The organism is Kibdelosporangium philippinense, from assembly GCF_021390435.2.
In the GTDB taxonomy this organism is placed as follows: Bacteria; Actinomycetota; Actinomycetes; order Mycobacteriales; family Pseudonocardiaceae; genus Kibdelosporangium; species Kibdelosporangium philippinense.
The window spans coordinates 603,957-626,404 of sequence record NZ_JAJVCN010000001.1 but is presented as its reverse complement, the minus strand read 5'-3'; the positions used below and the strand labels follow the sequence as shown (position 1 = coordinate 626,404).

Sequence of the window (22,448 nt, the reverse complement as noted above, 5' to 3'; positions counted from 1 at the left end):
GACATATCGCCCCAACCAAGATCAGATGCCCTCTTAGATCAGCACGAGATCCGCGCGGCTCCACCCGGGCCGCTGCCCGGGACCGACCAGACTTGCCAGGCTTCTTCTTACGTTTCCGAGACACGGGCATCGCCGAAGCATAGGCAACCGGCCTCGCCACTTCGGAAAGCCCCGAGCCAGGGCACTATCACCACGTCGCACTCATGGACGATCACGTCTTCGGCGCGGCCTCGCCGAGCTAGATCTGGTCTACTGTAGACAGACAGGTGGGCCGACGAACGGTCGCCGTCTGCATTCCCGTCGCCGCCACTACAGTCTGACCGCAAGAGGAGATGGCGAGCGCGAGCGAGGACATATGGCGAAGACGGCACGGGAACGGCTGGCGCGGCTACTCGACGATTCCGAGCCGACCGGGTCGGTCAGTGCTCAACTGCTGGCACCGGCGCATCTGCTCCAGCTTGAGGTGTCCGGCGTCGGACCTGTCAGCCTTCCGGTCCGTGCACCTCTGGCGAAGAAACTGATCGCAGTGGCTCGGTCGGCGATGTTCGGGCGAGGAGAGAAGACGCTGACCGACACCGATGTCCGCGACACGTGGGAGCTCACTCCGGATCAGATCACACTCGGCGGACCCGGCTGGACAGCGCTGATGCACCGCGCGCTGGAACACTTTCGTGACGAGCTCGGACTCCCGCAGACCTCATGCCTGCGGGCCGAGCTGCACTCGATGCTGATATACGGCAAGGGGCAGTTCTTTCTCCCTCACCAGGACTCGGAGAAAGACGACACGATGGTAGGCACGCTGGTCGTGTCCCTGCCTTCGGCGCACACCGGTGGTGAACTGGTCATCGACCACGCGGGGAAGAGCATCTCCTACCGAGCGTCAAAGGAGGAGCTGACCTTTGTCGCGTTCTACGCTGACTGTCGTCACCAGGTCACCCCTGTCAGGTCCGGGTATCGGGTGACGCTCACGTTCAATCTGCTCTCCAGCACCGAGAACCCGGCCCCCGAGATTGGCCCCGCCACCGAACTGGCGCGCTGCCTGACCGAGCACTTCACCACGCCGGCCACCCCTCGATACGGAGGCCGCGACCTCAGTCCGCCGAACCGGCTGGTCTTCCTGCTCGACCACGAGTACACCCAGCGGGGCCTGAACTGGCACCGGCTCAAAGGCACCGACGCCCAGCGAGCCGCGCTGGTGCGCGCCGCAGCAGGGCAGGCCGGGTGCGAGGCGGTGCTGGCACTCGCCGAGGTGAAGGAGACCTGGGACGCCCTGCCATCCGACAGCGACCCATGGGACGACTACGACTCCTATGAAGACGAGGATGAGGATGAGGGTCACCGCGACCCGGGCGAGGATCCTGACGACTTTCAGCTCAACGAGCTGATCGACGACGAGATCACCCTCGGCTGGTGGACCAGCCCGGACGGCACCGGCGGCGAGCCGATCTCGCTGCACGTCCCTGACTACGAAGTGTGTGCCACCACCCCGAGCGCGAACCTGGAGCCCTACCAGTCCGAGTACGAGGGCTATATGGGCAACTACGGCAACACGCTGGACCGCTGGTACCGGCGGGCCGCGGTTGTCGTGTGGCCGAAGGACAGGGCGTTCGCGGCGCGCGCCGAAGCCGGAGCGCACTGGGCTCTCCACAAGCTCCGAGACCGCATCGACGCCGGAGACCTGGACAGCGCACGTGCCGCAGCGGAATCACTCGCGCCATTCTGGAAAAAGACAGGAGCCCAGCCGGGACTGCTCGATGCGGCCCTGGACGTGGCAGCAGGCCTGGACGCCGCCAGAACAGCGGCGATGCTGCTGGAACCGTTCCGGGTGGGGACAGTCACACAGGAGCATGCGGGCGGCTTGGCGGCAGCGGCCGGGCAGTACGGCGATAACTGGACACGAAGCGTCATCGACGGATGGTTCCGGCCGCGACACCACCTCGGAACCGACTTGTCAGAGTGGATCGACAACACGCTGCCAGGGCTGTGTGAGGCACTGCGTGCCACCGGGAGGCCGGAGGTGGCGCGGCTCCTGGCCGCCGGAGCCTGGCGCTGGATGGGGAGCCAGCTCCGGCTCTGGACTACCACCGCGCGAAGCGAGGTCCGCCAGCCGCAGCTGGAGATGCTGAGCTCGCCGTTGGTGCGGCTGCTGGAGGCGGCCGACGACAAGCTATGCGACGAGATCACGGAAGCACTGCGCGAATGCGGGGACAACATACTGGAGTGCCTGATGCCAGCGCTGCGTCTGGCGGAAGCACGGCGGGCGACCGGGCTCGACGCGGTCGCGCAGGACTGCGCGCAGCGGCTCGGCACCATCGTCGCGCGGCCACTGCGTGACGAAGACGACTGGTCGATCGACTGGACCGGGTGCGGGTGCAGCCTCTGTGACACCTTGGGAACGTTTCTCGGCTCCCGGTCGCAGCGGATCTTCGAGTGGCCGCTGGCGAAAGACGGACGTCGGCATGTGCACGCCCAGATCGACTCGGCGGGCCTGCCCGTGCGGCACCAGACCCGGCGGCAAGGGCGGCCATACACTCTGGTGCTGACCAAAACCGACGAGCTATTCACGCGCGCCAGGAACACGCGGCACAAGGCCTTGACCGACCTGGCATGGCTGACGTCGAGGTGGGGTGACGCATCAACGCGAACGTAAGGTGACGGAGCAGAAACGGGTGCATGATCGTCCAGACGGTCTCATCTACCGCGATCGCCGAAGGTCTTCCCTGCTCATGCCGGTCACAGGTACCTCACGAGTCGCCATGACCGCGTCGCGGCAATATGTTCACCGCTGACGCGATACGCTGTTCCCGGCGGCGTGGGAAAAACGGCTTCACCCGAGAACTTCACTTCGCTGATCAATGACGTGAAGTCGCGGCTGTTCGACGTTCTACCCGACGACACCTGGTTCTACCCGGGCCATGGTGACGACTCGACGCTCGGCGAACAGAAGCCACACATCGACGAATGGCGTGAACGCGGCTGGTGAATGAGACGTTCCTGCACGAGGCCGTCTGAACCAGGCGGCCTCGCCGAGCCGTACTGACCCTGCCGTCAGTAACCTAGTCGTCCCAGTGATCCCATTGCTCGGTTGAAATCTCGAAGCCGAACGGACGCGGCAGGCGGATGGTTTCGCCAAAAGCCCAGGTCTGCAGCTCGACGTAGGTTCCGGCTCGCGTGTCCGGATTCGCATACAACGCGGTGACGCACGCCTTCGGATCACGGTCGACAAGCAAATAATACGGAATACCCGCGTGCGCGTATCCGCTCCACTTGGTTCCGACCTTGCGCTTTCGGTCTGGTTGCCGATCACTGGCAGCGTTCGACCGCGAAGTGACCTCGACGACAAGCTCCACTTGATACGGCAGCAAATGCTTGGCTTTTGTCTCGCGCGCCTCCGCCAAGACCTCAGCGTCCATGACGATCAAGTTCGGGATGTAGCCGTCACCTATCTCGAACATGTTGAGATCAGTCGTCTGCACCGAACGCCAGACAAAGGCAGGATCGGTCAACTCCGCAGCGAACAGTCCGCGCTCGATATCCCTGACCATCCCGTTGTGATCGACGGAAGGGCCAGGCGACACGACGATCTCTCCTCCGACAACCTCGACACGCGTGCCGTCCTTCGGCAGGTGCAGGTAACCAGCAAGCTCGTCACGCACCCACATGGCGTAAGGCGAGTCTGGCAGCGTGAAATGCGCCACTGCTGCGACACTCATGAGCGGCGCTCCTCTCGCGTGACGCACCGGTCGGGCTAAGTTGACGACTCTGACGCACGTTGAACTGTACCGTCTGACACCCTGCGCTCGACGTTTCCGCTGGCAACATCGGACATGTCAACCCCACCATTCACAAGCGCTCACCTACGGGTGGTTGTCGAGTTCGTCCTCGTAATGGCGTACGGAGCGCCGCCGGACGTGTAGCCCAGCCTTCGCGGGTCCACGGAGTCGCCTCCGAACCGCTCTCGTGAGCCAGGTGGAGCACTGCAAGACGCCACCAGACCACGTGTCGCGGCACAGGTGTTCACCGCTGACGCGATACTCTGTTCCCTGGCGGCGTAGCAAGACGTCATCTCCCGAGAACTTCACGTCGCTGATCGATGACGTGTCTTCGCGGTTGTTCAATGCCCTGCCTGATGACACGTGGTTCTACCCAGGCCACGGCGACGACTCGACACTGGGCGAACAGAAGCCGCACATCGACGAATGGCGCTCCTGCGGCTGGTGGGACCTCGCGGTTGCTTGGCGAGATCACTCGCCAAGCAACCGATCACTGATCAAGATCAACAAAATGTCGGTGGATCATTCTGTCGAATGTCGGTCCAACTGACCGCAGAATGTCGGTCCAACTCACTGTGAGATGTACACTTCTCCCACTCGCCGATCCGACGAACCGCCGAGGTGTCATGCCCGAGCCGGACCTGCCCCGCGCATGCTGTGACCTGGTCAAAGAGTATCTCTCGACCTTCCGTGTCGTGATTCTCAACGGGCCAAGGCAAGCGGGCAAGACCACTCTGCTCAATGCGGTGCGTGCTCTGCTTGGGGGCACATTGCTCAACCTGGACGATGAGCAACTGCTACAGGCCGCGATCAGCGACCCACTCGGGTTCGCCGGCAACGGCACCGAGCCAAGGCTCATCGACGAGGTCCAGCGGGCCGGTGATCCGCTGGTCAGAGCGATCAAGGCTGAGGTCGACGCGGACCCACGGGCGGGCCGGTATGTTCTCGCCGGGTCGACCCGCTTCTTGTCTACCCCCAGTCTGTCCGAGTCGCTCGCGGGGCGCGGCGACGTCGTCGACGTCTGGCCCTTCTCCCAAGGTGAGTTTGAGGGCAAGTTCGAGCGGTTCATCGACACCGCGTTCGACGAACCGGGCTCACTGCGGGAGTTCACACCGTCGCAAGTGGACCGGACCGGCTACTTCGACCGTGTCTGTCGGGGCGGATTCCCTGAGCCCGCTCTCATGCACAGTGCCAGAGCCCGCCGGACCTGGTTCCGCAGTTACGTTCGCGCGATCGCGGAACGAGACATCCGGGAGATGACACGGCTCAACGAGCCCAGTGCCATCACCACGCTCTTGTCCTACCTCGCCTCCATCACAGCGCAGGAACACAACAGCGTCCATACCTCGAACAAGACCGGCCTGCACCGCACGACTGTGAACCGGTACCTCGAACTACTGGAAGCAGTTTTCCTGATTCACAGGCTGCCAGCCTGGTCACGGAACCCAACCGCGAGGGTAGTGAAACACGCCAAAGTGCATCTCACCGACACCGGGCTGGCGACCGCACTGCTTGGCGTTTCCGCGGAGTCACTCGCCAAGCCCGTTGCTCCGGCGCGCGGCGCGCTTATCGAGACATTCATCGTCAACGAACTCGCCAAACAGGCCACCTGGAGCGAGTCCCAGGTCCGCCTCCACCACTGGCGAATCAGCGGCGGCGCAGAAGTGGACGTAGTCCTCGAGCGAGAGGACGGCCAGATCGTCGGAATCGAGTCCAAGGCACGAGACACAGTCACGGCCGACGACTTCCAGGGCCTCGCGGCATTACGCGATCAGGTCGGTGACCAGTTCCGTCAGGGCATCGTGCTGCATACAGGCAAGCGAGGCAGCGTCAACTTCGGAGAACGGCTCCTGTCCCTCCCCATCTCTGCCCTCTGGGAAACCGGGCATCGCTAATCACAAGTTTGTTCACCGCTGAGGAGATACTCTGTTCCCTGGTGGAGTTGGCAAGACCAACTCTCCCGAGGATTTCACGTCGTTGGTCAACGACGTCTCCTCGCGCCTGTTCGATGCACTCCCGGACGACACCTGGTTCTATCCAGGCCACGGCGACGACTCGACCCTGGGCGAGCAGAAGCCCCACGTCGACGAATGGCGCTCCCGAGGTTGGTAGGTCGTTTGGGCTGAGTGCTTCGGCGAGAAGGCTCGCCGAAGCACTCAGATGGCGACTACGGTCAGCATGCCTTGCAGGCCCTTGAAGTCATCAGCGTTGCGCGTGTAGAGCGGCAAGTCGTGAGCTGATGCGATCGCAGCAATCATGAGGTCCATCCGTCGCGGTTTGGGATCACGGTTCGCAGCTAAGGCGAGTCCGACCAACGTGCCGTACCGGGTAGCCGCGTCGCGATCGAAAGGCAACGGGTCGAAATCGGCGATCGCTGCACCAAGCTTCTCTGTCCGCGCCGCCCTGACCGCAGGGTCTTTGGCCATAGCCACACCCTGGTGCAATTCCGCCATCGTGATCGCAGAGATCTCCGGAATCGCAGGCAACTGCGCCGGGTCGAGCAGGTCGAGATCGATGTAAGCACAGGTGTCCAGGACACCTGACTCAGGACGCTCAGCCACGACCACGCTCCCAAGGATCGCCGTCGCCGATGCGATCTTCCGTGCCGAAGAACTCGTCGGCTTCCTGCTGCATCAACTTGTGCTCGCCCCGCGGCAACCGTCGATGACGCTCCACGAGCTCCTCGGCGGTCAACCGTCGTCTGCGAGAAAGTGGACGCAACTCGGCGATCTCGACCCCGTTACGCGTGACGTGGTAGGTCTCCCCCGCTTCCACAGCGTCCATGACGGCGGCAGAGTTGTTGCGAAACTCTCGCTGGCTGATGACTCGCATGGCCAAAGTGTAGCCCCGTGTAGCCCTATGCGCTACAGAAGCTAGCCTTGTTGCCCGCTGACGCGATCTCTGTTCCCTGGTGGAGTTGGCAAGACCAACTCTCCCAAGGATTTCACGTCGTTGGTCAACGACGTCTCCTCGCGCCTGTTCGATGCGCTACCCGACGACACCTGGTTCTACCCGGGACATGGCGACGACTTGACCTTGGGCGAGCAGAAGCCGCACATCGACGAATGGCGTGAACGCGGCCGGTGACGGACTTTGGGCGCGGAGGCGTGCGGCAGCGTATGGAAAGGATTGGGCCCTCGACAGAAAGACAGCGCGGCACTATGTAGCACCGGGTGCCACATGCAGTTAGAATGGTGTCATGTCTGCGCAGCCTGAGATCACGCAGCGAGACCTCCGCAACAGGTCGAAAGAGATCATGGACGCCGTCGAAAGCGGACGGTCGTTCACCGTCACCCGCGACGGCCACGAGATCGGCGAACTGATCCCACTGCGCCGACGCCGACGCTTCGTCTCGCGAGCCGAGTTCGCCGCCATGTCCCGCAACGCCGCCCATGTCGATATCGACGCCTTCCGCGCCGATCAGAAAGCCGCGCTCGACCAGGAGTCCCGAGACCCATATGAGCAGTAACGCTCACAAGCAAGGTCTGCTCGACACCAACATCCTGATCTTGCGCCGCTGGATCAACCCTGCCGAGTTGCCCGATGAGATGGCCATCAGCGCGATCACGCTCGCCGAACTCTCCGCAGGACCCCACGAGGTACGGCGGAACGACGAGCAAGACGTCTACGACGAACACACCGAACGTGCCAGGCGCCTCGATGTACTGCAGCGCGCCGAAAGCGAGTTCGACCCAGTCCCCTTCGACGCCGAAGCAGCCAGGATATACGGACGCGTATCCGCGGCAGTGATCGCCAGCGGACGCAAACCACGACGCAGGATGGTCGACCTCATGATCGCCGCCACCGCGATCGCCGAAGACCTCCCCTTGTTCACCACCAACCCAGAAGACTTCAAAGGACTTCACGACCTGCTGACCGTCGTGCCGGTCGCTCGCCCACGAGTGCCACACGGGTAGCCACTGAACGCTCAGCGATGGTCGGTGAGTACGGCGCGCAGGTCGCTGAGCAGGATGCGGAAGTCGGCGCGATCGACGGTCGTGCGGGTACCGGCATAGTCGTGCTCGATGGTGACTGTTTGGCCGTCGAGATATAGGTGGCAGGCGTTGCCGGTGAACTGCCATGTGCGTTCGTGCCGGACGTGATGCTCGATCAAGCCGAGCATGGCTTCGCTTGTGCCTATTTCGGTTTCGAAGAAGTCGGTGAGGGTGTCCAGCTCTTTCGGCACCGACACGCGCAGTTCGTCGTCGACGATGGTGAAGCGGACGCGTGTCGTCGCCTTACTCATGAGCGCTTCGGTCGCTTCCGCACACCACGAGGGTACGCCGTGACGACGTCGCAGAGCCGGGGCTCTGCTGGGCCGCGTTTGAGGTGGCCGACGATCTGTACGCCTTCGTATTCCCCGCGGAAGCGACGGCTCGTGGGGTCGTAGTCGCCGGTACGGAAGGCATGGCGGACGGCCTGCAGGACCTTTGCACGCGACCACGAATCTGGGAAGAACGTGCTGGTCTTGACCTTGTTGGGTGCGGTGCGCGGGCCAGATACGCGGGCGACATAGACCCCGTGCTCGTCTGGTCCGTCGATGATCTCGACGACGCGGAGCGCGCCGCGGTCGACGCCGCCTTCGCGGTGGTGGTAACCGGTGTCTTCCTGCCTGCTTGGGCGGTAGTGGCCGTCGAAGATGTGCTGGGGCAGGCGCGGGGACATCCGGTCGAGGCCGTCCCAGCGCAGTCGCTTGCGGATTTCCTTGATAGCCGTGGCCCAGCTTTGCAGGTCGTCGCGCAATGCCTTGGGGTCGAACAAGGTTCGAGGTTCTTGCGGACTCACCACGGCACGCACAGTCAGGGTGACGGCCTGCGGGATTGGCTGTGTGAACGGCGCGGGCATCAACTCGGCCGCTGCCATGATCGTGGTCGCCGACTCGTTGCCGACGGTGTCGAGCATGGCAAGGGCCCGACGGTACGTGCAGAGAGCGAGTTCGTGCTGGTCGATGCCAATGGGTTGAGGGTCGTCGGTGCCGGTGATGACACCGGTGAGCTCAGCCTGTTCGGCAGGTGTGCAGCTCACGGGTTCTGCTGGGTTGGGCGGCGCGTCTTCTTTGTCGCCCAACGCGATCACCTCGCCTGCCTGGCGTTGCGCCCAGGCCAGGACGGAGGCATAAGTGTCCAGCGCGGTCGCGGCTTGGCCGTAGGAGTCGGCCATGGCCAGGTACCGCTTGGGCTGCTGCTCGAAGTGGGCGCGGAACGCTTCGGCTGCTCGGCCGGACCAGCCGCCGTCGTCGATCGTGCGGAAACCTCGGCCGATTTCTTCCCAGGTGCGGGCCATCCGGTTGTAGGAGTCCGCGAGCAGCCAGATCTCGTCCGGATCGCCTGGTACCAGGTCCTTCGCGGTCTTCGACGTCACGTCGCGATGTCCTTGAACCGTTCAGCGCCGTCCTCGTCGGCCTGTCGGTAGCTCCTGACTGTCTCGGCGAGCCGGTCGCGGATCGATTCCACTTCAGCGGTCAACCGCGTCCGGCTGTCCTCCTCCTGCGCGGCGAACTTGTCGATCGCGTCGGCCAGCCGGTCATGTCCGAAGACGCTTGCGCTCGGGACCTCATGGGACGGTTCGGCCAGGTCTCCGGCCAATCGACCTACCCGGTCACCTGCCGCGTTGAGAGCTTCGAGATCGACTGCGAACCCATCCGAACTCACCCAGCCTCCCATCCAGGTCGCTCACAGTGACGAAACCTTACCGGATCGCCACAGCCGGTTCGCAAGCTTGTCCGCGATTCGTTCGCGGCTTGGCGGTGGAGTCGCATTCGAACAGTTCCGTGCCACTCGCTTCGCCGAACAGCTTATTCAGCATCTTTGACGTGCGAACAAATGCAGCACACCAGACGAGGAGATAACACGCTGTCCACAGCGAGTCCTTTTTGGACCTTCAGGGACGTGCGGCAAGAACCGTCACCTCGAAACCGGTTTCACGCGCCGTGTCGTCAGATCCACACGCGCCCATCGAAGAGTCGGCGAATAACCACTGTCTACATAGGACATTTTGAACCGGGATGACCGAGCGTCGATCCGCAGCGGAAATTCGCCATGTGTCCGGCGGCGAGCCGGTTGAGCCGGGCGCCGATTTGCGTATACTCGGCCTCAAGCGCCGGTAGTCGATTGTCGGGGGCAACGCGCGGCGCGCATGGGGATTGGGGATTACCACACATTCCGGGGGGCTATGTGTACCCACTCGACGGCTGACCCGCCGACGCTGCGTCCACTGTGGACTTAGCGCGTCTTCTTCATCGACACCTCTCTGCACGGATTCGCGGTGCCGCAACAAGGCACCCGCGCCGATTCGCGCAGCTCGCGTTTCGCTGCCTGTCAGCGCTGTTCTAGGAGAGCCATGCCCAGAATTCGCCTTACCTACTGGTGGGACGGCCATGCTCCCGGTGCCGTTGTCGACGTCGACGACCAGGTCGCGACCACGTTGATCGGCCGGATCGCGGTACCCGCCACCGACGACGCGGAGACTGAGCGTCCCGCTCGCAAGCAGTCCGAGACGAGCAAGGCGTGACCGGTCCGGTCGTCTTCCCTGACGTCGAGCGGCTGGTCGTCGACTCCATCAAGAACCGCTCGGAGCTCGCCGGGATCGTCGTGGACAACAAGCCACCGCCCGGTTTCACCGGCACGCAGAAGGTCGTGCTCGTCTCCCGCGTTGGTGGCGCGTGGATCGACGACCAGTACCTGGACCAGCCGCTGATCGACCTGGAGTGCTACGGCCCCGACAAGACAGCCGCGCACGGGGTGTCGTTGCTCGCCAGGGCCGCGGTCCTCACGCTGCGCGGAGTCGGCTACGGCGGCGCTCAAGTGGTCGACGTCGCCGAGATGGACGGGCCGCGCTGGCTGCCCGACTACCACCACGCGGCGGCCAGCCGCTACCTGGCCACGGTGCGGCTGCTCGTCCGACCGGCATGACCTTTCACAAGTCCCAAACCAAGGAGTAAGCACTGATGGCTGGTTCCAACGCCAAGGAGATCCGGGTCGCCGGCAGCGGCCGCATCCTCGTCGCCCCGCTGGGCACCGCAGCGCCCGTGGACACCACCGCGGCGTGGGGCGCGGACTGGAAGGACCTCGGCTACACCACGACCGACGGCGTCAAGGTCGCCAAGAAGGACAAGATCGACCCGATCGACACGTGGCAGAGCGTCAGCCCGGCCCGGTTCGTCTACTCCGACCGCGACCTGACGTTCAAGTTCCAGATGCTGCAGCTCAACGAGGACACGCTGCCGTTCTTCTTCGGTGGTGGCGCCGTCTCGCAGGTCGGCACCTCGGGTGTCTACAAGTACGAGATGGCCGCCGAGCCGAAGTTCGACGAGCGCATGCTCGGCGTGGAGTTCACTGACGGCAACGAAGTGAAGTACCGCCTTGTCGTCGCGCGCGGGCAGGTCACCGAGACCGAGGAGATGGCGCTGGTGCGCACCGCTCCGCTGAAGCTCGGCGTCACCTACACGGCGCTGGCCGTCGACGAGAAGGCCCCGCTCGTGACGTTCCTGATGAAGGACTCCGCGTACGCGGCTGCCGTCTGATCTCACCTCGATCAGGGGCGCGCGGCCTCGTCGGTGCGCGCCCCATGCCCTGCCCTGAAAGGACACCGCCATCATGGCCCGCTTCAACGTCAATGCCGCACGCGCCCAGCGACTCGAGGTTTCCGGCACCGACTGGGAGTTCGAACTAGACGACGAGGTCTTCAGCCTGCCGCGCGAATTCCCGCGCGCCATGGCGAAGCAGCTGAGCCAGATCGACGACAACGACATCGACGGCCTGCTCGAAGTGCTGCTCGGCGAGGAGCAGTACGAGCGCTTCAACAAGCACGCGGTCACCGTGCAGGACGTCGCCGCACTGCTTGAGGCCTACGGCAAGGAAACGGGCCTGCCGCTGGGGGAAGGCTGAGCCTCGGCACGCTCGTCGAAGAGCATGCCGAGGCCCTCGAGGCCGACCTGCTGCGGTACTACAACGTGGATTTGCTCGACTGGTACCGGGAAAAGCTGACGTCCCGGCGGTTGAAGGTGCTCATCGAGCATCTGCCGCGGGACTCGTCGTTCGCGAAGTCGTTGCACGGCGAGGAAGCGGAGTGGCACCTGAGCGATCACCTGTTGGCCGCGATGGTCGACCACCTCGCCGTGTCGAACTGGATGTTCGCCACGGTCAACCGGGACGAGAACGCCGAGGAGATCCCGTACCCGCAGGCTATTCCGCGGCCAGGTCCCGAAGCGGCAGGCGAGCAAGCACCGAAGGCGCAACCCGAGAGCACGGACGCGAGCGAGGTCCTCGCCTTCCTGCGCGGTTAGGAGACAGACGTGACCATGCCACCCATCGGGGGCTATTACCCGGCTGCTCCCGGCCCTGCCCCGATGACGCCTGAGCAGGCAGCGGCATTGACCAAGATGGTCAAGGACGCGGTCGCCGCCGCCTACACCAGCCCTCCCGAGTGGTACAAAGGCGAGGCCACCGCCGTCAAGCACGAGATCAACGGGCTGGCCAACGCCTTCAACCTCGTCAAGGTCGAGTGGACCGCGTTCAAGCTGGAGCCGCCCTCGATCTGGGAGATCATCCAGCAGCGCCGAGCAAGGGCTCGTGGCGAGGCGCCCGAGCAGCTCAAGGCTCTCGGCGACTCGGCAAAGAAACGCGCAGACTCGGCGCACCAGCTCGCTCAGACCTCCCTCCGCAGGGCCAACGAGCTCAATTCCTCCATGCAGCGGCTCTTCCGCAACCAGATCGCTCCCGTCAAGCAGAGCGCCGACACGTTGCGGACCCAGGTCACCCAGCTCAGCCAGCGCGTCACGGCCGTCGGCAGGGACGCAACCGCTGCCCTGCAAGGAGTCCGGCGCGTCGGCGGCGACCTCAATCAGGCCAACCGCCGAATCACCACGTTGGAGCGCAGGCAACAGAGCAGCCAAGGCGGCGGCCGGGGTCAGGATGCCGCGGCGCTTCGGCGCGAGGGCGACCGGACCCGCCAGGCCGTGCGCGATCTGACCAACGCAATGCGCGCGGCAGGCCCCGGATCCCAGCAGTTCAAACGGCAACTCGACGCGATCGAGCAGTCGCTCCGCTGATCATCACCACGCAGACGAAGGAAGCCAGCCAGCATGAGAAATGCCTTGGTACAGGCCACAGGCGCGATCGGCCGGTTCCGCGCGGCGCTGGCGCAGGCCAGTGGAGCGGGCGGCCAGTTCCGCAATGCCACCAGCCAGAGCACCAACCAGGTCCGTCAGCTCAAGACCGCCGCGGACCAGGCCTCAAGGTCGGTGCAGCAGGCCGGGCGGCAGGCGGCGTCGGGCGGCGGGTTTTTCAGCCGGTTCAGTCAGGGGCTGCGCACCGCGACGACTGCCCAAAGAGGACTCAACGCCGCGATGAAGGCCAACGTCCTCGGCTTCCTGCTCAGCCTGTTGCTTCCACTGGTTTCCAAGATCGTCGACATGGCCATGCAGTCGCAACGCGTGCGACAAGTCGTGTCGACGGCCTTCCGAATAATCGGGCAGGTCATCAGTGCGGTGATGGACGTCATCCGCAAGGTGATCAGCGTCGTGTGGCCGTGGATCGAGACGTACGTCCGGACGTACATAACCATTGTCATGACGGTGATCCGGACCGTCATGAACGTCATCCAGACGATCATCTCCACCGTGTGGAACGTGATCTCCACGGTCTTCCGCACGGCCATGAACGTGATCAGCACAGTGGTTTCCGCTGCCTGGAACGGCATCCGGGCCGTGATCATGCCGGTCATCAACTGGATCGGCGAGGCCATTCCGGCTGTGTGGAACCGCGTCACGGGTGCGTTGCGCGCCGCGTGGGACGGGCTCGCGGGCTTCGCACGTGCCGCGTTCGAGGCGGTCTTTGGCGCGGTCAAGGGTCCGATCAACGCCATCATCGGCCTTGTCAATATGGCCATCCGCGGCCTCAACAGCGTGAAGGTGACCATCCCTGACTGGGTGCCGATCGTCGGCGGCAAGACGTTCGGGATCAACTTGCCGCAGATCCCGCAACTGGCCGAAGGCGGTATCGCCACACCGGTTCCTGGCGGCCGGCTGGTGAACGTCGCCGAGGCCGGGCACGCCGAGGCGATCATTCCGCTGTCGAAGCTGCCGCAACTGCTCGACCTGGCCACCAACCGCCGTGAAACCAAGCCGGTCACGGTCAACATCCACCCGAGGGCACGGCAGTCCGAGTACGAGATCGGCCGGATCGCCGCGCGCGAGCTGGCCTGGGCGGGGAAGCGATGACCGCGATGCGGGCGCCAGGAACTGTGTTGCAGCAGCCGGTTTTCACGGTCGACGGCTGGGCGGGCAACACCGTCGACGCCGACGGCGTGGAGTGGTGGGTGACCAAGGAGGAAGGCTGGGCGTCCTCCGCCGGCGTCCGGCTCACGCTGACCGACCGGCCGGAGCGGGATGGCGCGTTCGACGCCCCGTCCTACCGCTCACCAAGGGTGATCACCTTGGAGGGCACGGCGGTCGCGCCAGACCGGATGAGCAAGGAGCGCGCCAAGGACCGGCTCGCCGCCGTGCTCAACGACGGCTCGCAGCTGCTGCCCCTCGTAGTGACCGAGCCGCACGTGACGCGTCGCGCGATGGTCCGGCTGTCCAGCGAGTCGAAGGTGTCGGACAAAAAAGCGGGCGCCTTCGAGTTCTCGGTGCAGGTCACTGCGCCGGACCCGTTGCGCTACTCCGCCGAGCTGCGCACCGCGACCTGTCCGTTGCCCAGTTCCGCTGGCGGCGTGGCGTTCCCGCTGAGCTTCCCGCTCGACTTCGGCCCCGGCGCGACCGGCGGCCGGCTGGCGCTCGACAACGCGGGCACGGCAGCGACCTGGCCGACGTGGAAGATCAGCGGCCCCTGTGCCGACCCGGTGATCATCAATACCAAGACCGGCGAAGAGCTGGCCTTCCAGATCCGGCTGGCCGCGGGCGAGGTGCTCGTCATCGACACCGACGCGCGGACTGTGTTGCTGCAGGGTCTGGCTTCCCGGCGGTCCGCGTTGCTGCCTCAGTCGCGGTGGTTTCCGTTGGTACGCGGCGGCATCGACATCGCGTTCCGTGCAGCGGCCTTCGATCCGGCCGCGCGGTTGACCGCCGAATGGCGCGACGCATGGAGCTGACCATCTCGACACGAGGAGTCCACTGATGCCCGAGCGCGATTCCGCCTGGCTGTCCGGGGGTGTCGTCGACGCCGAGGACGCCCGGCTCGCCACAGGTTCTCTCGTGACCGCGGGCAACACCCCGGTGCAGAGCCGTACCGGGCTGCGGCCCGCCGCGAGCGCGGGCAGGGTCAGCGCGACCGTGACGCCGTCCGGCCAGGTTCAGGTCAACGCCTTCCAAGCGGTCATCCAGGGCACCCGCTCGCCGAATGCGGGCGCGTACCTGGTCACCCTTGATCAGGCCAAGACCATCGACGTGCTCGGCGCCGTGCCCGCGCATCCGACGTACGCCCGGTTCGACCTGATCGTGGTGCGCCAGACCGATACGCAGTACGGCGACGCCACCTCGGCGATGACCGTGAGCCTGGTCGCCGGAACCCCCGCGCAAGCGCCGGTTGAGCCCACGGTCACCGGTGACGTCATTGTGCTGGCCCGGATCTCGGTCCCGGCCAAAGCGACGGCGATCGCTCCCGAGCAGATCCAGGACCGGCGCTTCTTCACGAGTTCCATCGGCGGTGTCGTGCCTGCGCACGGCGAAGGGAACCGGCCTGCCGTGCCGTACGTCGGTCAGCTCGTCTATCGCCAGGACCTGCGGACGCTCGAGGCCTACGAGGGCACCATGTGGAAGCCCGCGGTGGCCAATTCGCTTGCCGTGTACGGAACTCCAGACCCTGGTTTCCCGATCCGCGGTACGTCCGCCGGAGATCTTCGCTATTTCAACAGGTTGACCGTGCCCGCGGTGTACTACCCGCGCAGCCTGTTGATCACGGCGCACACGATGGTCGACTCGAACGGCACCGCCGACCGATACGACGTGGTCCTGCGAACCAACGGAACCGTGATCGCCATCTCCGTGGTGAACACCCCGCCCGGCGCCGGGATACTCACCGCCCATCTCACCGGGAGCACCAGCCAGCCTGTCAACACCGCGATGACCATCGAAGTCGGCATCCATCGCGTCGACGGCAACGGCACGGTCGACACCGGCTACGGCGGCGCCTACGACTCCATCAACGTTCTCGCGATTCCCAGCTAGGAGAGAAGAAACCATGCCAGAACGGGACTCAGGCTGGGTCGGCGGCAGCGTGGTCGACGCCGAGGACGCCCGGCTCGCGACCGCCGCACTCGCCGCACCCGCCAGCAGCCCGGTGCAGTCGCGTACCGGCCTGCGTCCGGCGCCCGGTGACCCCGGACTCGTCCGCGCGACCGGCACACCGTCGGGAAATGTGACTGTGCAACCGTTTCAGGCGGTCATCCAGGGCACAAGGCACGCGGGCGCGGGCGCCTATCTGACCACTTTGGACGAGCAGAAAACGCTCAAGGTGCTCGACGTGCCCGCGCATGGCTCGTACAGCCGGATCGACTTGGTCGTCGCCCGGCAGACCGACGCGCAGTACGGCGACACCACATCGCGGTTCACCGTCGAGGTGGTTGCTGGCACCGCGGACCCGAGCCCGGCCGAACCGGTCGTGCCGGGAGACGTGCTCAAGCTGGCCCAGATCACGGTCCGCGCCAACACATCCAGCATCACCACGGCCGACATCCTCGATCTGCGGCCGTACACGTGCGCAGTCGGCGGGATTCTGCCTGTGCGCAACGCGGATCAACGGCCCGTCGACGCGTACAACGGTCTGTACGTGCACCGCCAGGACACCGGCAGGCTCGAGTTCTTCAACGGCAGCGGCTGGAAGTCGCTGGTCATCGAGGATGACACGGGCTGGCAGCCGCTGAGCCTGAACCCCTTCGTCTGGTTGCCGCAGCGCCCCGGCGTCGACGAAGACGGTTCCGGGGTGCACGTGCGCCGAATCGGCCAGGTCGTCTATCTGCGTGGCACCGCCACTCGCCGGACCACTCCGGCGGGCCATGGCGCGGTGATCGTGACGATCCCGCAGGCGTTCCGGCCGCCGCTGGCGCACCACTGGGTCGCCAACACCTTCACTGGTCACGCCCCTCCCGCTAACGCACACCAGTTTCTCGATATGAGTCTCCAGCGTAACGGCGAAGTGGCTTTGTGGACCGACAACAACGTCAGCGTGCCGGTTGGCGAGACCATTTACCTGAACACGTCCTACCTGCTGGGCTGAGCGGTCGATGGCGAACCAAGACAGGAGCCGGCTCGCTGGCCGCTACCGGTACATCGTGGCGGACCTGCGGACCGGGCAGGTACACGCGGAACTGCCGTTGCGCGACGTGACGTTCAGCTCGGTGCTCAACGACGCTGGCGAGTTCCAGGGCCAGCTCATGCTCGGCGATCCACGTATCGCCGTGCACGAACCCGAGTTCCTGACCCGACCGGCGCACACCGCGTTGTACGTCGAACGCGACGGTGTGGTTGTGTGGGGCGGGATCATCTGGACGAGCAAGTACTCGTCGGCAAGCCGCGCGATCGAGATCGGCGCGGCGGGATTCTTGTCCTATTTCGACCATCGCAGGGTCCTGCCGTCCGATTTCGACCCGTCGAAAGGCAACCTCGCCGACATCACGGTCACCTATACGGATGTCGATCAGACGGAGATCGCCCGCAGCCTCATCGCCACCGCGCAGGGGCATCCGCGTGGCGACATCCGGATCCAGTCCGATCCGTATGCGACGTCGCAGATCCGGCGCACGATCACCTACCCTGGCCGTGAGCTGAAGTCCGTCGGCGACGCACTGCGGGAACTGTCGAACCTGGAGAACGGACCGGACTTCGTGTTCGACGTGATCTACGGCGGCGAGGGCAGGCATCTCGTGCACCGGTTGCGGGTTGGTACCCCGGAGCTGGGTCAGCAGGGCACCCCGCACGTGTGGGAGTTCGGCGGCAACTTGATCGAATACGCGTGGCCACGCGACGGCTCGTCCATGGCGACACGCGTATTCGCCCTCGGCGACGAGAACGAAGAAGGCCAGCAAGTCGGTATCGCGCAAGACAATTCAACCGCGCGGCCGTTGCTCGAGACCGAGGTGTCGCTCGTCAACATGAGCGATGTGCAGTTGCTTCAATCCCACGCGCGTTCGGCGCTGGCAGCCGCGGTCGACCCGGTCGTGCTGCCGGAGTTGATCGTGCGGGGCGACCGTGACCCGATGCTCGGCTCGTACTCCGTCGGCGACCACGCGCTCATCGTGGTGCGCGACGACTTCTTCCCCTTCGGCACCCAGTTCCGCGTCCGGATCGTCGCACTGGAGGTGACGCCCGGCGACGACGCGGGCGAGGAAAAGGTTCAGCTCACCGTGTCACCAATCAGCGGAGGACAGTCATGACCCGCGTGAATCAACCCGATTCGCTGCTCACCGAGATCCGCGACATCAAACGGCGGCTGCGTGCGCTGGAGACCAGGAGCGCCGCGCTCGCGCAGCCTGTCGCCCCGGCCGCTGACGTGCCGAATCCCGAGGAGACGCGCGACGACAAAACCGAGTGAGGTTGCGGCTAAACTGCGGCCGGTGTCAGGTGCCAGCCAACGGTCGGCCGCAGTGCGCCATCTTTTCCTTGTGCGACAGCAACAAGACCGCCATACAGGGCAACGGCCTCGTCGTTGATGGTGACGGTCGCTTTGGCGAGCGTGCGCGGCACCCGGTCCGCGGGAATCCTTCTTTTCGCCTCCCACAAGTCCGCGATGGGCAACGCCAGCAACGGGTTCGCCACATCGACCGCGCCGTCGCGGCTGTGCGGATACGGGTAGGTGATCGGCCGCAGGTTCGCAGGCCGAAACGCTCAAGTTCGTCGACCCGTTCACGGATCCTCTGCCAGTCACCGACTGTGCCGGTTAAGGTGATGGACGGAATGCCGCAGATGAAGCCGAGAAGCACTGAGAAGAACGGCGAATAGGCGTCGAACAGGACAACCTTGCCCGCGGTTCGTTCGGTCTCGGTGCTCGTGGTGAAGTCGCATTCGAACAGTTCCGTGCCATTTGCTTCGCTGGCAACGAGTTTGCCGAACAGCTCGATGACGTACGACCGCGTCCAGGAGATGGTGCGCTCCATTGGGGACGATCACAGGCATCGCGGGATCGCCTCCCATTGCCAGCGCGTCGGGATATAGCTCGGCGAGCGGCTGCGTCGGCAGGCGATTGGTGGCGGGGAATATGTCGTCGACGGTGAAGGTGACCATGAAGGCGAACGTATTCACGCAGACCTGTGGCTCGACACTTTATTCACTGTGAGCGGATGGGAATCTCGGATAGTGGACCCGCTCCCAGCGTGGCGCCAACTGGCGCCTGTCCCACGGGCGTATCGTCGGTGCGTGGCGGTTGGCGGCAGCAGGCGGGCACGAGCCGCGAGGAAGCGCAAGCGGCGGATGGCGAGTGTCGAGCACGACCTGTCCGACGAGCAGTGGAGCGCGCTCAAAACAGCCTGGGGCGGCTGCGCCTACTGCGGCACGCCCAACGTCCCGCTCCAGCGTGACTGCGTGCAGGCACTGTCGCGAGGCGGGCGGTACACGCTCGACAACATCGTCCCGGCATGTGGGCCATGCAACGCAAGCAAATGCAATGCCGAAGTCACCGGCTGGTTGCGGCGCAAACGCCTGGACGAGCGCAAGTTCCTCCTCAGACTCCGGGAGATCAATACCGCGCTCGCACTGGAAGGCACGCAGCCGTAGGGCACAGTTGTGGACCTATCTCTGTCGAACCGCGGTGCGGGCGGATCCGCTGGTACGCGCGGCCGTACAGGCGCTGAGCCGTGGCACCCGGTCAACATCGACAGCCTGGCCAGCCATCTGGCACCGCGCGACACGATCGGGGACCGAGGCAACGAACGGCTGGCGCTGCGAGCGACCGCGGATAGTGTTCCGACTCGTGACCGAACCTGCCTACGTGACGACGACCCGGACTGCCTACGACACCGTTGCCGACTCGTACGCCGAGTCGCTGCAGAACGCGCTGGATGCCAGCCCGTGGGACCGGGCGATGCTGGGCACGTTCGCTGAGCTGGTCGGTGGGACTGGTCCTGTCGGTGACCTGGGGTGTGGCCCTGGGCGGTTGACGGGATACCTGGCCTCGCTTGGGCTGGACGTGTTCGGAGTGGATCTCTCCCCCGGCATGGTCGACGCGGCCCGCCGGGCGCATCCAGAGCTGCGCTTTGTGGTCGGTTGTCTGGAGGCCCTCGAACTGGACGACGGTTGCCTGGCAGGCGCGCTGGCGTGGTATTCGCTGATCCACACACCACCGAAGCTGCTGCCGTCGGTGGTGGCGGAACTGGCGCGTGTGCTGGCGCCAGGCGGACGGCTGATGACGGCGTTCCAGGTCGGCGATGAGCTCCGCCGCATCACCCATGGTTACGGCCACGAGGTCTCCCTTGACGCATACAGATTGCGGCCGGACGTCATAGCCGAGATGTGCATCGCCGCAGGCCTGACTGTGGAAGCCAGGTTGGTTCGAGAACCGCAGCCACCGCACGAGAAAACGCCACAGGCGTACCTGCTGGCCCGAAAGCCGGTGACGGGTCCTGCTTGATCCTGACGGCGGCTCGACCGGATAGGACATGGGCTCATGCCAGCTCAGTTGACCACGGACCACATTGGTTGACCGCTGACACCGTCGGCATGGCAGGTAATGGCGGTTGCTGCGAGTCTGAGCCTGCGCGATTTGTTCAAGAACTGTGGTGATCTGGACTCATAGGTTCGGTTCGACCCTTGCTGATAGGAGCACTCGCATGCTTGTCATCCGTGGCCGGGTCGTCGAATGGCTCGATGACGACGCCGCGTGGGAAATCATCGACCAACTGTCCACTAAGTACATTGGTGCGCCCTGTTCCCGGGAGGAAGAGCGCGTTGTGGTCGTGATCGAGCCCGAGCGCCAGCCTGTCGGTATCGGCTGACCACTTTCTCGGCCATTCAGAATGGCACGACATATCAACGTTGACTAATGGTTTCACGCGAGGCTGGGGATAACTCTGTGGATAACTCACGGCCCGCTGAACGAAGCCCGATAACGTCGTTGGTATGCAAGATGATCGCGAAGAAATAGAGATCTACACGGACGGCGCGTGTATCCGGAATCCAGGGCCGGGCGGGTGGGGTGCTGTGTTGAGGTACGGCAGCCACGTGGAGGAGCTGTATGGCAGCGAGCCGGACGAAACCACGAACAACCGTATGGAGCTGACGGCCCCGATTCAGGCGCTGAACACGCTGCTGCGCCCGTCGGTTGTGCGGATCTACACCGACAGCACGTATGTGAAGAACGGCATCACCTCGTGGCTAGCGAGATGGAAGAGGAATGGCTGGCGCACCAGCGCCAGACAGCCGGTCAAGAATGTCGACCTGTGGCAGCAGCTTGACGATGCGACCGCTGCCCATGAAGTGCATTGGCACTGGGTCAAGGGGCATTCGGGCCATCCGGTGAACGATCGGGCGGACCAGTTGGCGGCCCGAGGCGCTCAGGAAGCGTCCAGAAAATGTCGGACCCGGCCGCTACGGTCCGTCTCATGATCGATCAGACACAGGCAACGGCCGCCATCTTCGTCACCGACTCCCCCGCGCCGCAGGACGTGGCGGTGATCTCGGACGGGCTCGACGAGTTCAACCTTCTCAAGGCGGGCATCAACGACCGTCGCGATCTCGCCGTCCTCGCCAGGGACCCGGACACGCAGGAGGTCATCGGCGGCTTGACCGGCCGTACCTCGTTAGGCCTGCTGTTCGTGGATCTGTTCTATCTTCCGCCCGGCCTTCGTGGTGCGGGGCTTGGCAGCGAGATCCTGCGGCAGGCCGAGGAGGAGGCGCGCCGACGTGGTTGCCAGACCGGCGTGGTCTACACGATCAGTTTTCAGGCGCCCGAGTTCTACGAGCGGAACGGCTGGCAGCGATTCGGCGAGATCCCATCCGGCCAGGGGACGAGCCGGGTGTTCATGACGAAGAATCTGATGAGGTGAGGCTTTTGCCGAAGTGGAAAGCCGGGATGACGTAGCCGGAGCTGAGGTATCGCCGGTGCGCGTCGTGGCGGTAGGTCGCGGAGTCGAGGTGCACCTCGCGGCATCCCAGCCGTGACGCTTCTTCGTCGACCCACTGCAACAAAGCGCTGGCTGGCCCTGTCCTCGCGCCTGCGGCAGCGTGCAGAGGTCATCGATGTACAGGAAGTGACCCCATGCCAAGTTGTTTCCCACACGGAAGCCCGCTACGGCAACGACGTCTCCGGCCGCATCGAACGCTTCCACGAGGCGGTAGCCCCCGGTGCGTTGCTGGCGGACGCGTTCGACGAACTCGGCTGGACCGGTGAGGTGCGCGGGCGGAGTTCCCGCATCGCCGGGTAGGCAAGCTCAGTGATGGAGTCGTCGAGTTCTTTCACGGTCATAGTGCCACCCTCGCCCGCTGAGTGGCACTGTGAAAGTGCCAACCAGTTACCTTCTCAGGAGGCCACTTTGGTGAGGTGAACCAGTTCGAACCACGTCAATTCACCCTCCCGGTAGAGGACACGGACCTGCCAACGTCCGGCGGCGATCACTGGTCGCCGAGGAGCTCCACCGCGGTCCGGTTGCGCAGCTCAGGGGTGCACGTTCATGTCGCCAGCCTTGACCAATGCAGCCACGGCATACAGATCCCCCTGCGCCGCAAGGGCGACCAATACTCAGCAAAGC

29 protein-coding genes and 5 pseudogenes are annotated in these 22,448 nt (G+C 64.8%); 25 read left to right on the top strand and 9 right to left on the bottom strand.

Annotated features, from left to right (window positions below):
- Window positions 1-355: 355 nt before the first annotated feature.
- Both LWC34_RS03020 and LWC34_RS03015 read left to right on the top strand, forming a co-directional pair.
- Window positions 356-2,650 carry a 2OG-Fe(II) oxygenase gene (locus LWC34_RS03020; RefSeq protein ID WP_233722869.1) on the top strand — a complete coding sequence of 765 codons (2,295 nt, stop codon included), beginning with the start codon at window positions 356-358 and terminating at the stop codon, window positions 2,648-2,650.
- Window positions 2,651-2,803: 153 nt separating this feature from the next.
- Window positions 2,804-2,983, top strand: a pseudogene (locus LWC34_RS03015) (MBL fold metallo-hydrolase); the annotation flags it as partial.
- 73 nt (window positions 2,984-3,056) lie between these two features.
- Here LWC34_RS03015 and LWC34_RS03010 read toward each other — a convergent pair.
- Entirely contained in the window at window positions 3,057-3,713 is a 657-nt protein-coding gene (locus LWC34_RS03010; protein ID WP_233722868.1) for a Uma2 family endonuclease, read from the bottom strand.
- Window positions 3,714-4,030: 317 nt separating this feature from the next.
- Here LWC34_RS03010 and LWC34_RS03005 point away from each other — a divergent pair.
- From LWC34_RS03005 to LWC34_RS02995, 3 genes and pseudogenes are all read left to right on the top strand, one after another.
- Window positions 4,031-4,218 (top strand): annotated as a pseudogene (locus LWC34_RS03005) (MBL fold metallo-hydrolase); the annotation flags it as partial.
- Window positions 4,219-4,399: 181 nt separating this feature from the next.
- Window positions 4,400-5,668 carry an ATP-binding protein gene (locus tag LWC34_RS03000; protein WP_233722867.1) on the top strand — a complete coding sequence of 423 codons (1,269 nt, stop codon included), beginning with the start codon at window positions 4,400-4,402 and terminating at the stop codon, window positions 5,666-5,668.
- 22 nt (window positions 5,669-5,690) lie between these two features.
- Window positions 5,691-5,885, top strand: a pseudogene (locus tag LWC34_RS02995) (MBL fold metallo-hydrolase); the annotation flags it as partial.
- A gap of 44 nt (window positions 5,886-5,929) precedes the next feature.
- Here the strand turns inward: LWC34_RS02995 and LWC34_RS02990 are convergent.
- Window positions 5,930-6,334, bottom strand: a complete 405-nt coding sequence (locus LWC34_RS02990; protein WP_233722866.1) for a type II toxin-antitoxin system VapC family toxin — start codon at window positions 6,332-6,334, stop codon at window positions 5,930-5,932.
- A complete protein-coding gene (locus tag LWC34_RS02985; RefSeq protein WP_233722865.1) occupies window positions 6,327-6,605 on the bottom strand; it encodes a type II toxin-antitoxin system Phd/YefM family antitoxin in 279 nt (92 codons plus the stop codon). The genes LWC34_RS02990 and LWC34_RS02985 overlap by 8 nt, the downstream gene beginning before the upstream one ends.
- Window positions 6,606-6,671: 66 nt before the next feature.
- Between LWC34_RS02985 and LWC34_RS02980 the strand changes: the two are divergent.
- The 3 genes and pseudogenes from LWC34_RS02980 to LWC34_RS02970 form a co-directional block, all read left to right on the top strand.
- A pseudogene (locus LWC34_RS02980) lies at window positions 6,672-6,860 on the top strand (MBL fold metallo-hydrolase); the annotation flags it as partial.
- Between the two features lie 112 nt (window positions 6,861-6,972).
- Window positions 6,973-7,242 carry a type II toxin-antitoxin system Phd/YefM family antitoxin gene (locus LWC34_RS02975; protein WP_233722864.1) on the top strand — a complete coding sequence of 90 codons (270 nt, stop codon included), beginning with the start codon at window positions 6,973-6,975 and terminating at the stop codon, window positions 7,240-7,242.
- Window positions 7,232-7,690, top strand: a complete 459-nt coding sequence (locus LWC34_RS02970; RefSeq protein ID WP_233722863.1) for a type II toxin-antitoxin system VapC family toxin — start codon at window positions 7,232-7,234, stop codon at window positions 7,688-7,690. Before LWC34_RS02975 ends, LWC34_RS02970 begins: the two co-directional genes overlap by 11 nt.
- 11 nt (window positions 7,691-7,701) lie before the next feature.
- Here the strand turns inward: LWC34_RS02970 and LWC34_RS02965 are convergent, their stop codons facing one another.
- The 3 genes from LWC34_RS02965 to LWC34_RS02955 are packed head-to-tail and all read right to left on the bottom strand — an operon-like array spanning window position 7,702 to window position 9,424.
- Complete coding sequence (locus tag LWC34_RS02965; RefSeq protein ID WP_233722862.1) at window positions 7,702-8,019, bottom strand: hypothetical protein; 318 nt, start codon at window positions 8,017-8,019, stop codon at window positions 7,702-7,704.
- Window positions 8,016-9,134 (bottom strand): putative T7SS-secreted protein, encoded by a 1,119-nt coding sequence (locus LWC34_RS57885; protein ID WP_233722861.1) that lies wholly within the window; start codon window positions 9,132-9,134, stop codon window positions 8,016-8,018. Before LWC34_RS57885 ends, LWC34_RS02965 begins: the two co-directional genes overlap by 4 nt.
- Window positions 9,131-9,424: a DUF6317 family protein gene (locus LWC34_RS02955; RefSeq protein ID WP_233722860.1), complete on the bottom strand. Its 294-nt coding sequence runs from the start codon at window positions 9,422-9,424 to the stop codon at window positions 9,131-9,133. Before LWC34_RS02955 ends, LWC34_RS57885 begins: the two co-directional genes overlap by 4 nt.
- A gap of 688 nt (window positions 9,425-10,112) precedes the next feature.
- Between LWC34_RS02955 and LWC34_RS02950 the strand changes: the two genes are divergently transcribed.
- The 12 genes from LWC34_RS02950 to LWC34_RS02895 all read left to right on the top strand — a co-directional run bounded on the left by LWC34_RS02950 (window position 10,113) and on the right by LWC34_RS02895 (window position 18,301).
- Window positions 10,113-10,283 (top strand): hypothetical protein, encoded by a 171-nt coding sequence (locus LWC34_RS02950; RefSeq protein WP_233722859.1) that lies wholly within the window; start codon window positions 10,113-10,115, stop codon window positions 10,281-10,283.
- Window positions 10,280-10,684, top strand: coding sequence for a hypothetical protein (locus LWC34_RS02945; RefSeq protein WP_233722858.1), 405 nt, complete (start codon window positions 10,280-10,282; stop codon window positions 10,682-10,684). Before LWC34_RS02950 ends, LWC34_RS02945 begins: the two co-directional genes overlap by 4 nt.
- 35 nt (window positions 10,685-10,719) lie before the next feature.
- Window positions 10,720-11,295 (top strand): phage tail tube protein, encoded by a 576-nt coding sequence (locus LWC34_RS02940; RefSeq protein WP_233722857.1) that lies wholly within the window; start codon window positions 10,720-10,722, stop codon window positions 11,293-11,295.
- 73 nt (window positions 11,296-11,368) lie between these two features.
- Window positions 11,369-11,659, top strand: coding sequence for a hypothetical protein (locus LWC34_RS02935; protein ID WP_233722856.1), 291 nt, complete (start codon window positions 11,369-11,371; stop codon window positions 11,657-11,659).
- Between the two features lie 65 nt (window positions 11,660-11,724).
- Window positions 11,725-12,057 carry a hypothetical protein gene (locus tag LWC34_RS02930; protein WP_233722855.1) on the top strand — a complete coding sequence of 111 codons (333 nt, stop codon included), beginning with the start codon at window positions 11,725-11,727 and terminating at the stop codon, window positions 12,055-12,057.
- Between the two features lie 9 nt (window positions 12,058-12,066).
- Window positions 12,067-12,822, top strand: a complete 756-nt coding sequence (locus LWC34_RS02925; RefSeq protein ID WP_233722854.1) for a hypothetical protein — start codon at window positions 12,067-12,069, stop codon at window positions 12,820-12,822.
- 33 nt (window positions 12,823-12,855) lie between these two features.
- A complete protein-coding gene (locus tag LWC34_RS02920) occupies window positions 12,856-13,992 on the top strand; it encodes a phage tail protein (RefSeq protein WP_233722853.1) in 1,137 nt (378 codons plus the stop codon).
- The gene (locus LWC34_RS02915) at window positions 13,989-14,864 is read left to right on the top strand and encodes a phage distal tail protein (RefSeq protein ID WP_233722852.1); all 876 of its coding nucleotides are present in this window, start codon (window positions 13,989-13,991) and stop codon (window positions 14,862-14,864) included. The genes LWC34_RS02920 and LWC34_RS02915 overlap by 4 nt, the downstream gene beginning before the upstream one ends.
- A 25-nt stretch (window positions 14,865-14,889) precedes the next feature.
- On the top strand, window positions 14,890-15,939 hold the full coding sequence (locus LWC34_RS02910; RefSeq protein ID WP_233722851.1) for a hypothetical protein: 1,050 nt from the start codon (window positions 14,890-14,892) through the stop codon (window positions 15,937-15,939).
- Between the two features lie 13 nt (window positions 15,940-15,952).
- A complete protein-coding gene (locus LWC34_RS02905) occupies window positions 15,953-16,987 on the top strand; it encodes a hypothetical protein (RefSeq protein WP_233722850.1) in 1,035 nt (344 codons plus the stop codon).
- Window positions 16,988-16,994: 7 nt separating this feature from the next.
- The gene (locus LWC34_RS02900) at window positions 16,995-18,143 is read left to right on the top strand and encodes a hypothetical protein (RefSeq protein WP_233722849.1); all 1,149 of its coding nucleotides are present in this window, start codon (window positions 16,995-16,997) and stop codon (window positions 18,141-18,143) included.
- Window positions 18,140-18,301 carry a hypothetical protein gene (locus LWC34_RS02895; protein ID WP_233722848.1) on the top strand — a complete coding sequence of 54 codons (162 nt, stop codon included), beginning with the start codon at window positions 18,140-18,142 and terminating at the stop codon, window positions 18,299-18,301. The genes LWC34_RS02900 and LWC34_RS02895 overlap by 4 nt, the downstream gene beginning before the upstream one ends.
- Window positions 18,302-18,309: 8 nt before the next feature.
- Here the strand turns inward: LWC34_RS02895 and LWC34_RS02890 are convergent, their stop codons facing one another.
- On the bottom strand, window positions 18,310-18,525 hold the full coding sequence (locus LWC34_RS02890) for a DUF4419 domain-containing protein (protein ID WP_233722847.1): 216 nt from the start codon (window positions 18,523-18,525) through the stop codon (window positions 18,310-18,312).
- A 71-nt stretch (window positions 18,526-18,596) separates the two neighbouring features.
- A pseudogene (locus LWC34_RS58670) lies at window positions 18,597-18,863 on the bottom strand (DUF4419 domain-containing protein); the annotation flags it as partial.
- A 259-nt stretch (window positions 18,864-19,122) separates the two neighbouring features.
- Here LWC34_RS58670 and LWC34_RS02885 point away from each other — a divergent pair.
- The 5 genes from LWC34_RS02885 to LWC34_RS02865 all read left to right on the top strand — a co-directional run bounded on the left by LWC34_RS02885 (window position 19,123) and on the right by LWC34_RS02865 (window position 21,746).
- Window positions 19,123-19,479: an HNH endonuclease gene (locus LWC34_RS02885; RefSeq protein WP_233722846.1), complete on the top strand. Its 357-nt coding sequence runs from the start codon at window positions 19,123-19,125 to the stop codon at window positions 19,477-19,479.
- A gap of 196 nt (window positions 19,480-19,675) precedes the next feature.
- Entirely contained in the window at window positions 19,676-20,332 is a 657-nt protein-coding gene (locus LWC34_RS02880; protein WP_233722845.1) for a class I SAM-dependent DNA methyltransferase, read from the top strand.
- Window positions 20,333-20,531: 199 nt separating this feature from the next.
- Complete coding sequence (locus LWC34_RS02875; protein ID WP_233722844.1) at window positions 20,532-20,696, top strand: hypothetical protein; 165 nt, start codon at window positions 20,532-20,534, stop codon at window positions 20,694-20,696.
- Window positions 20,697-20,820: 124 nt separating this feature from the next.
- Complete coding sequence (gene rnhA / locus LWC34_RS02870; RefSeq protein ID WP_233722843.1) at window positions 20,821-21,306, top strand: ribonuclease HI; 486 nt, start codon at window positions 20,821-20,823, stop codon at window positions 21,304-21,306.
- Entirely contained in the window at window positions 21,303-21,746 is a 444-nt protein-coding gene (locus LWC34_RS02865; RefSeq protein ID WP_233722842.1) for a GNAT family N-acetyltransferase, read from the top strand. The genes rnhA and LWC34_RS02865 overlap by 4 nt, the downstream gene beginning before the upstream one ends.
- A gap of 242 nt (window positions 21,747-21,988) precedes the next feature.
- On the opposite strand, the gene LWC34_RS02860 is transcribed toward LWC34_RS02865, so the two are convergent.
- Complete coding sequence (locus LWC34_RS02860; protein ID WP_233722841.1) at window positions 21,989-22,165, bottom strand: hypothetical protein; 177 nt, start codon at window positions 22,163-22,165, stop codon at window positions 21,989-21,991.
- Window positions 22,166-22,448 lie beyond the last annotated feature (283 nt).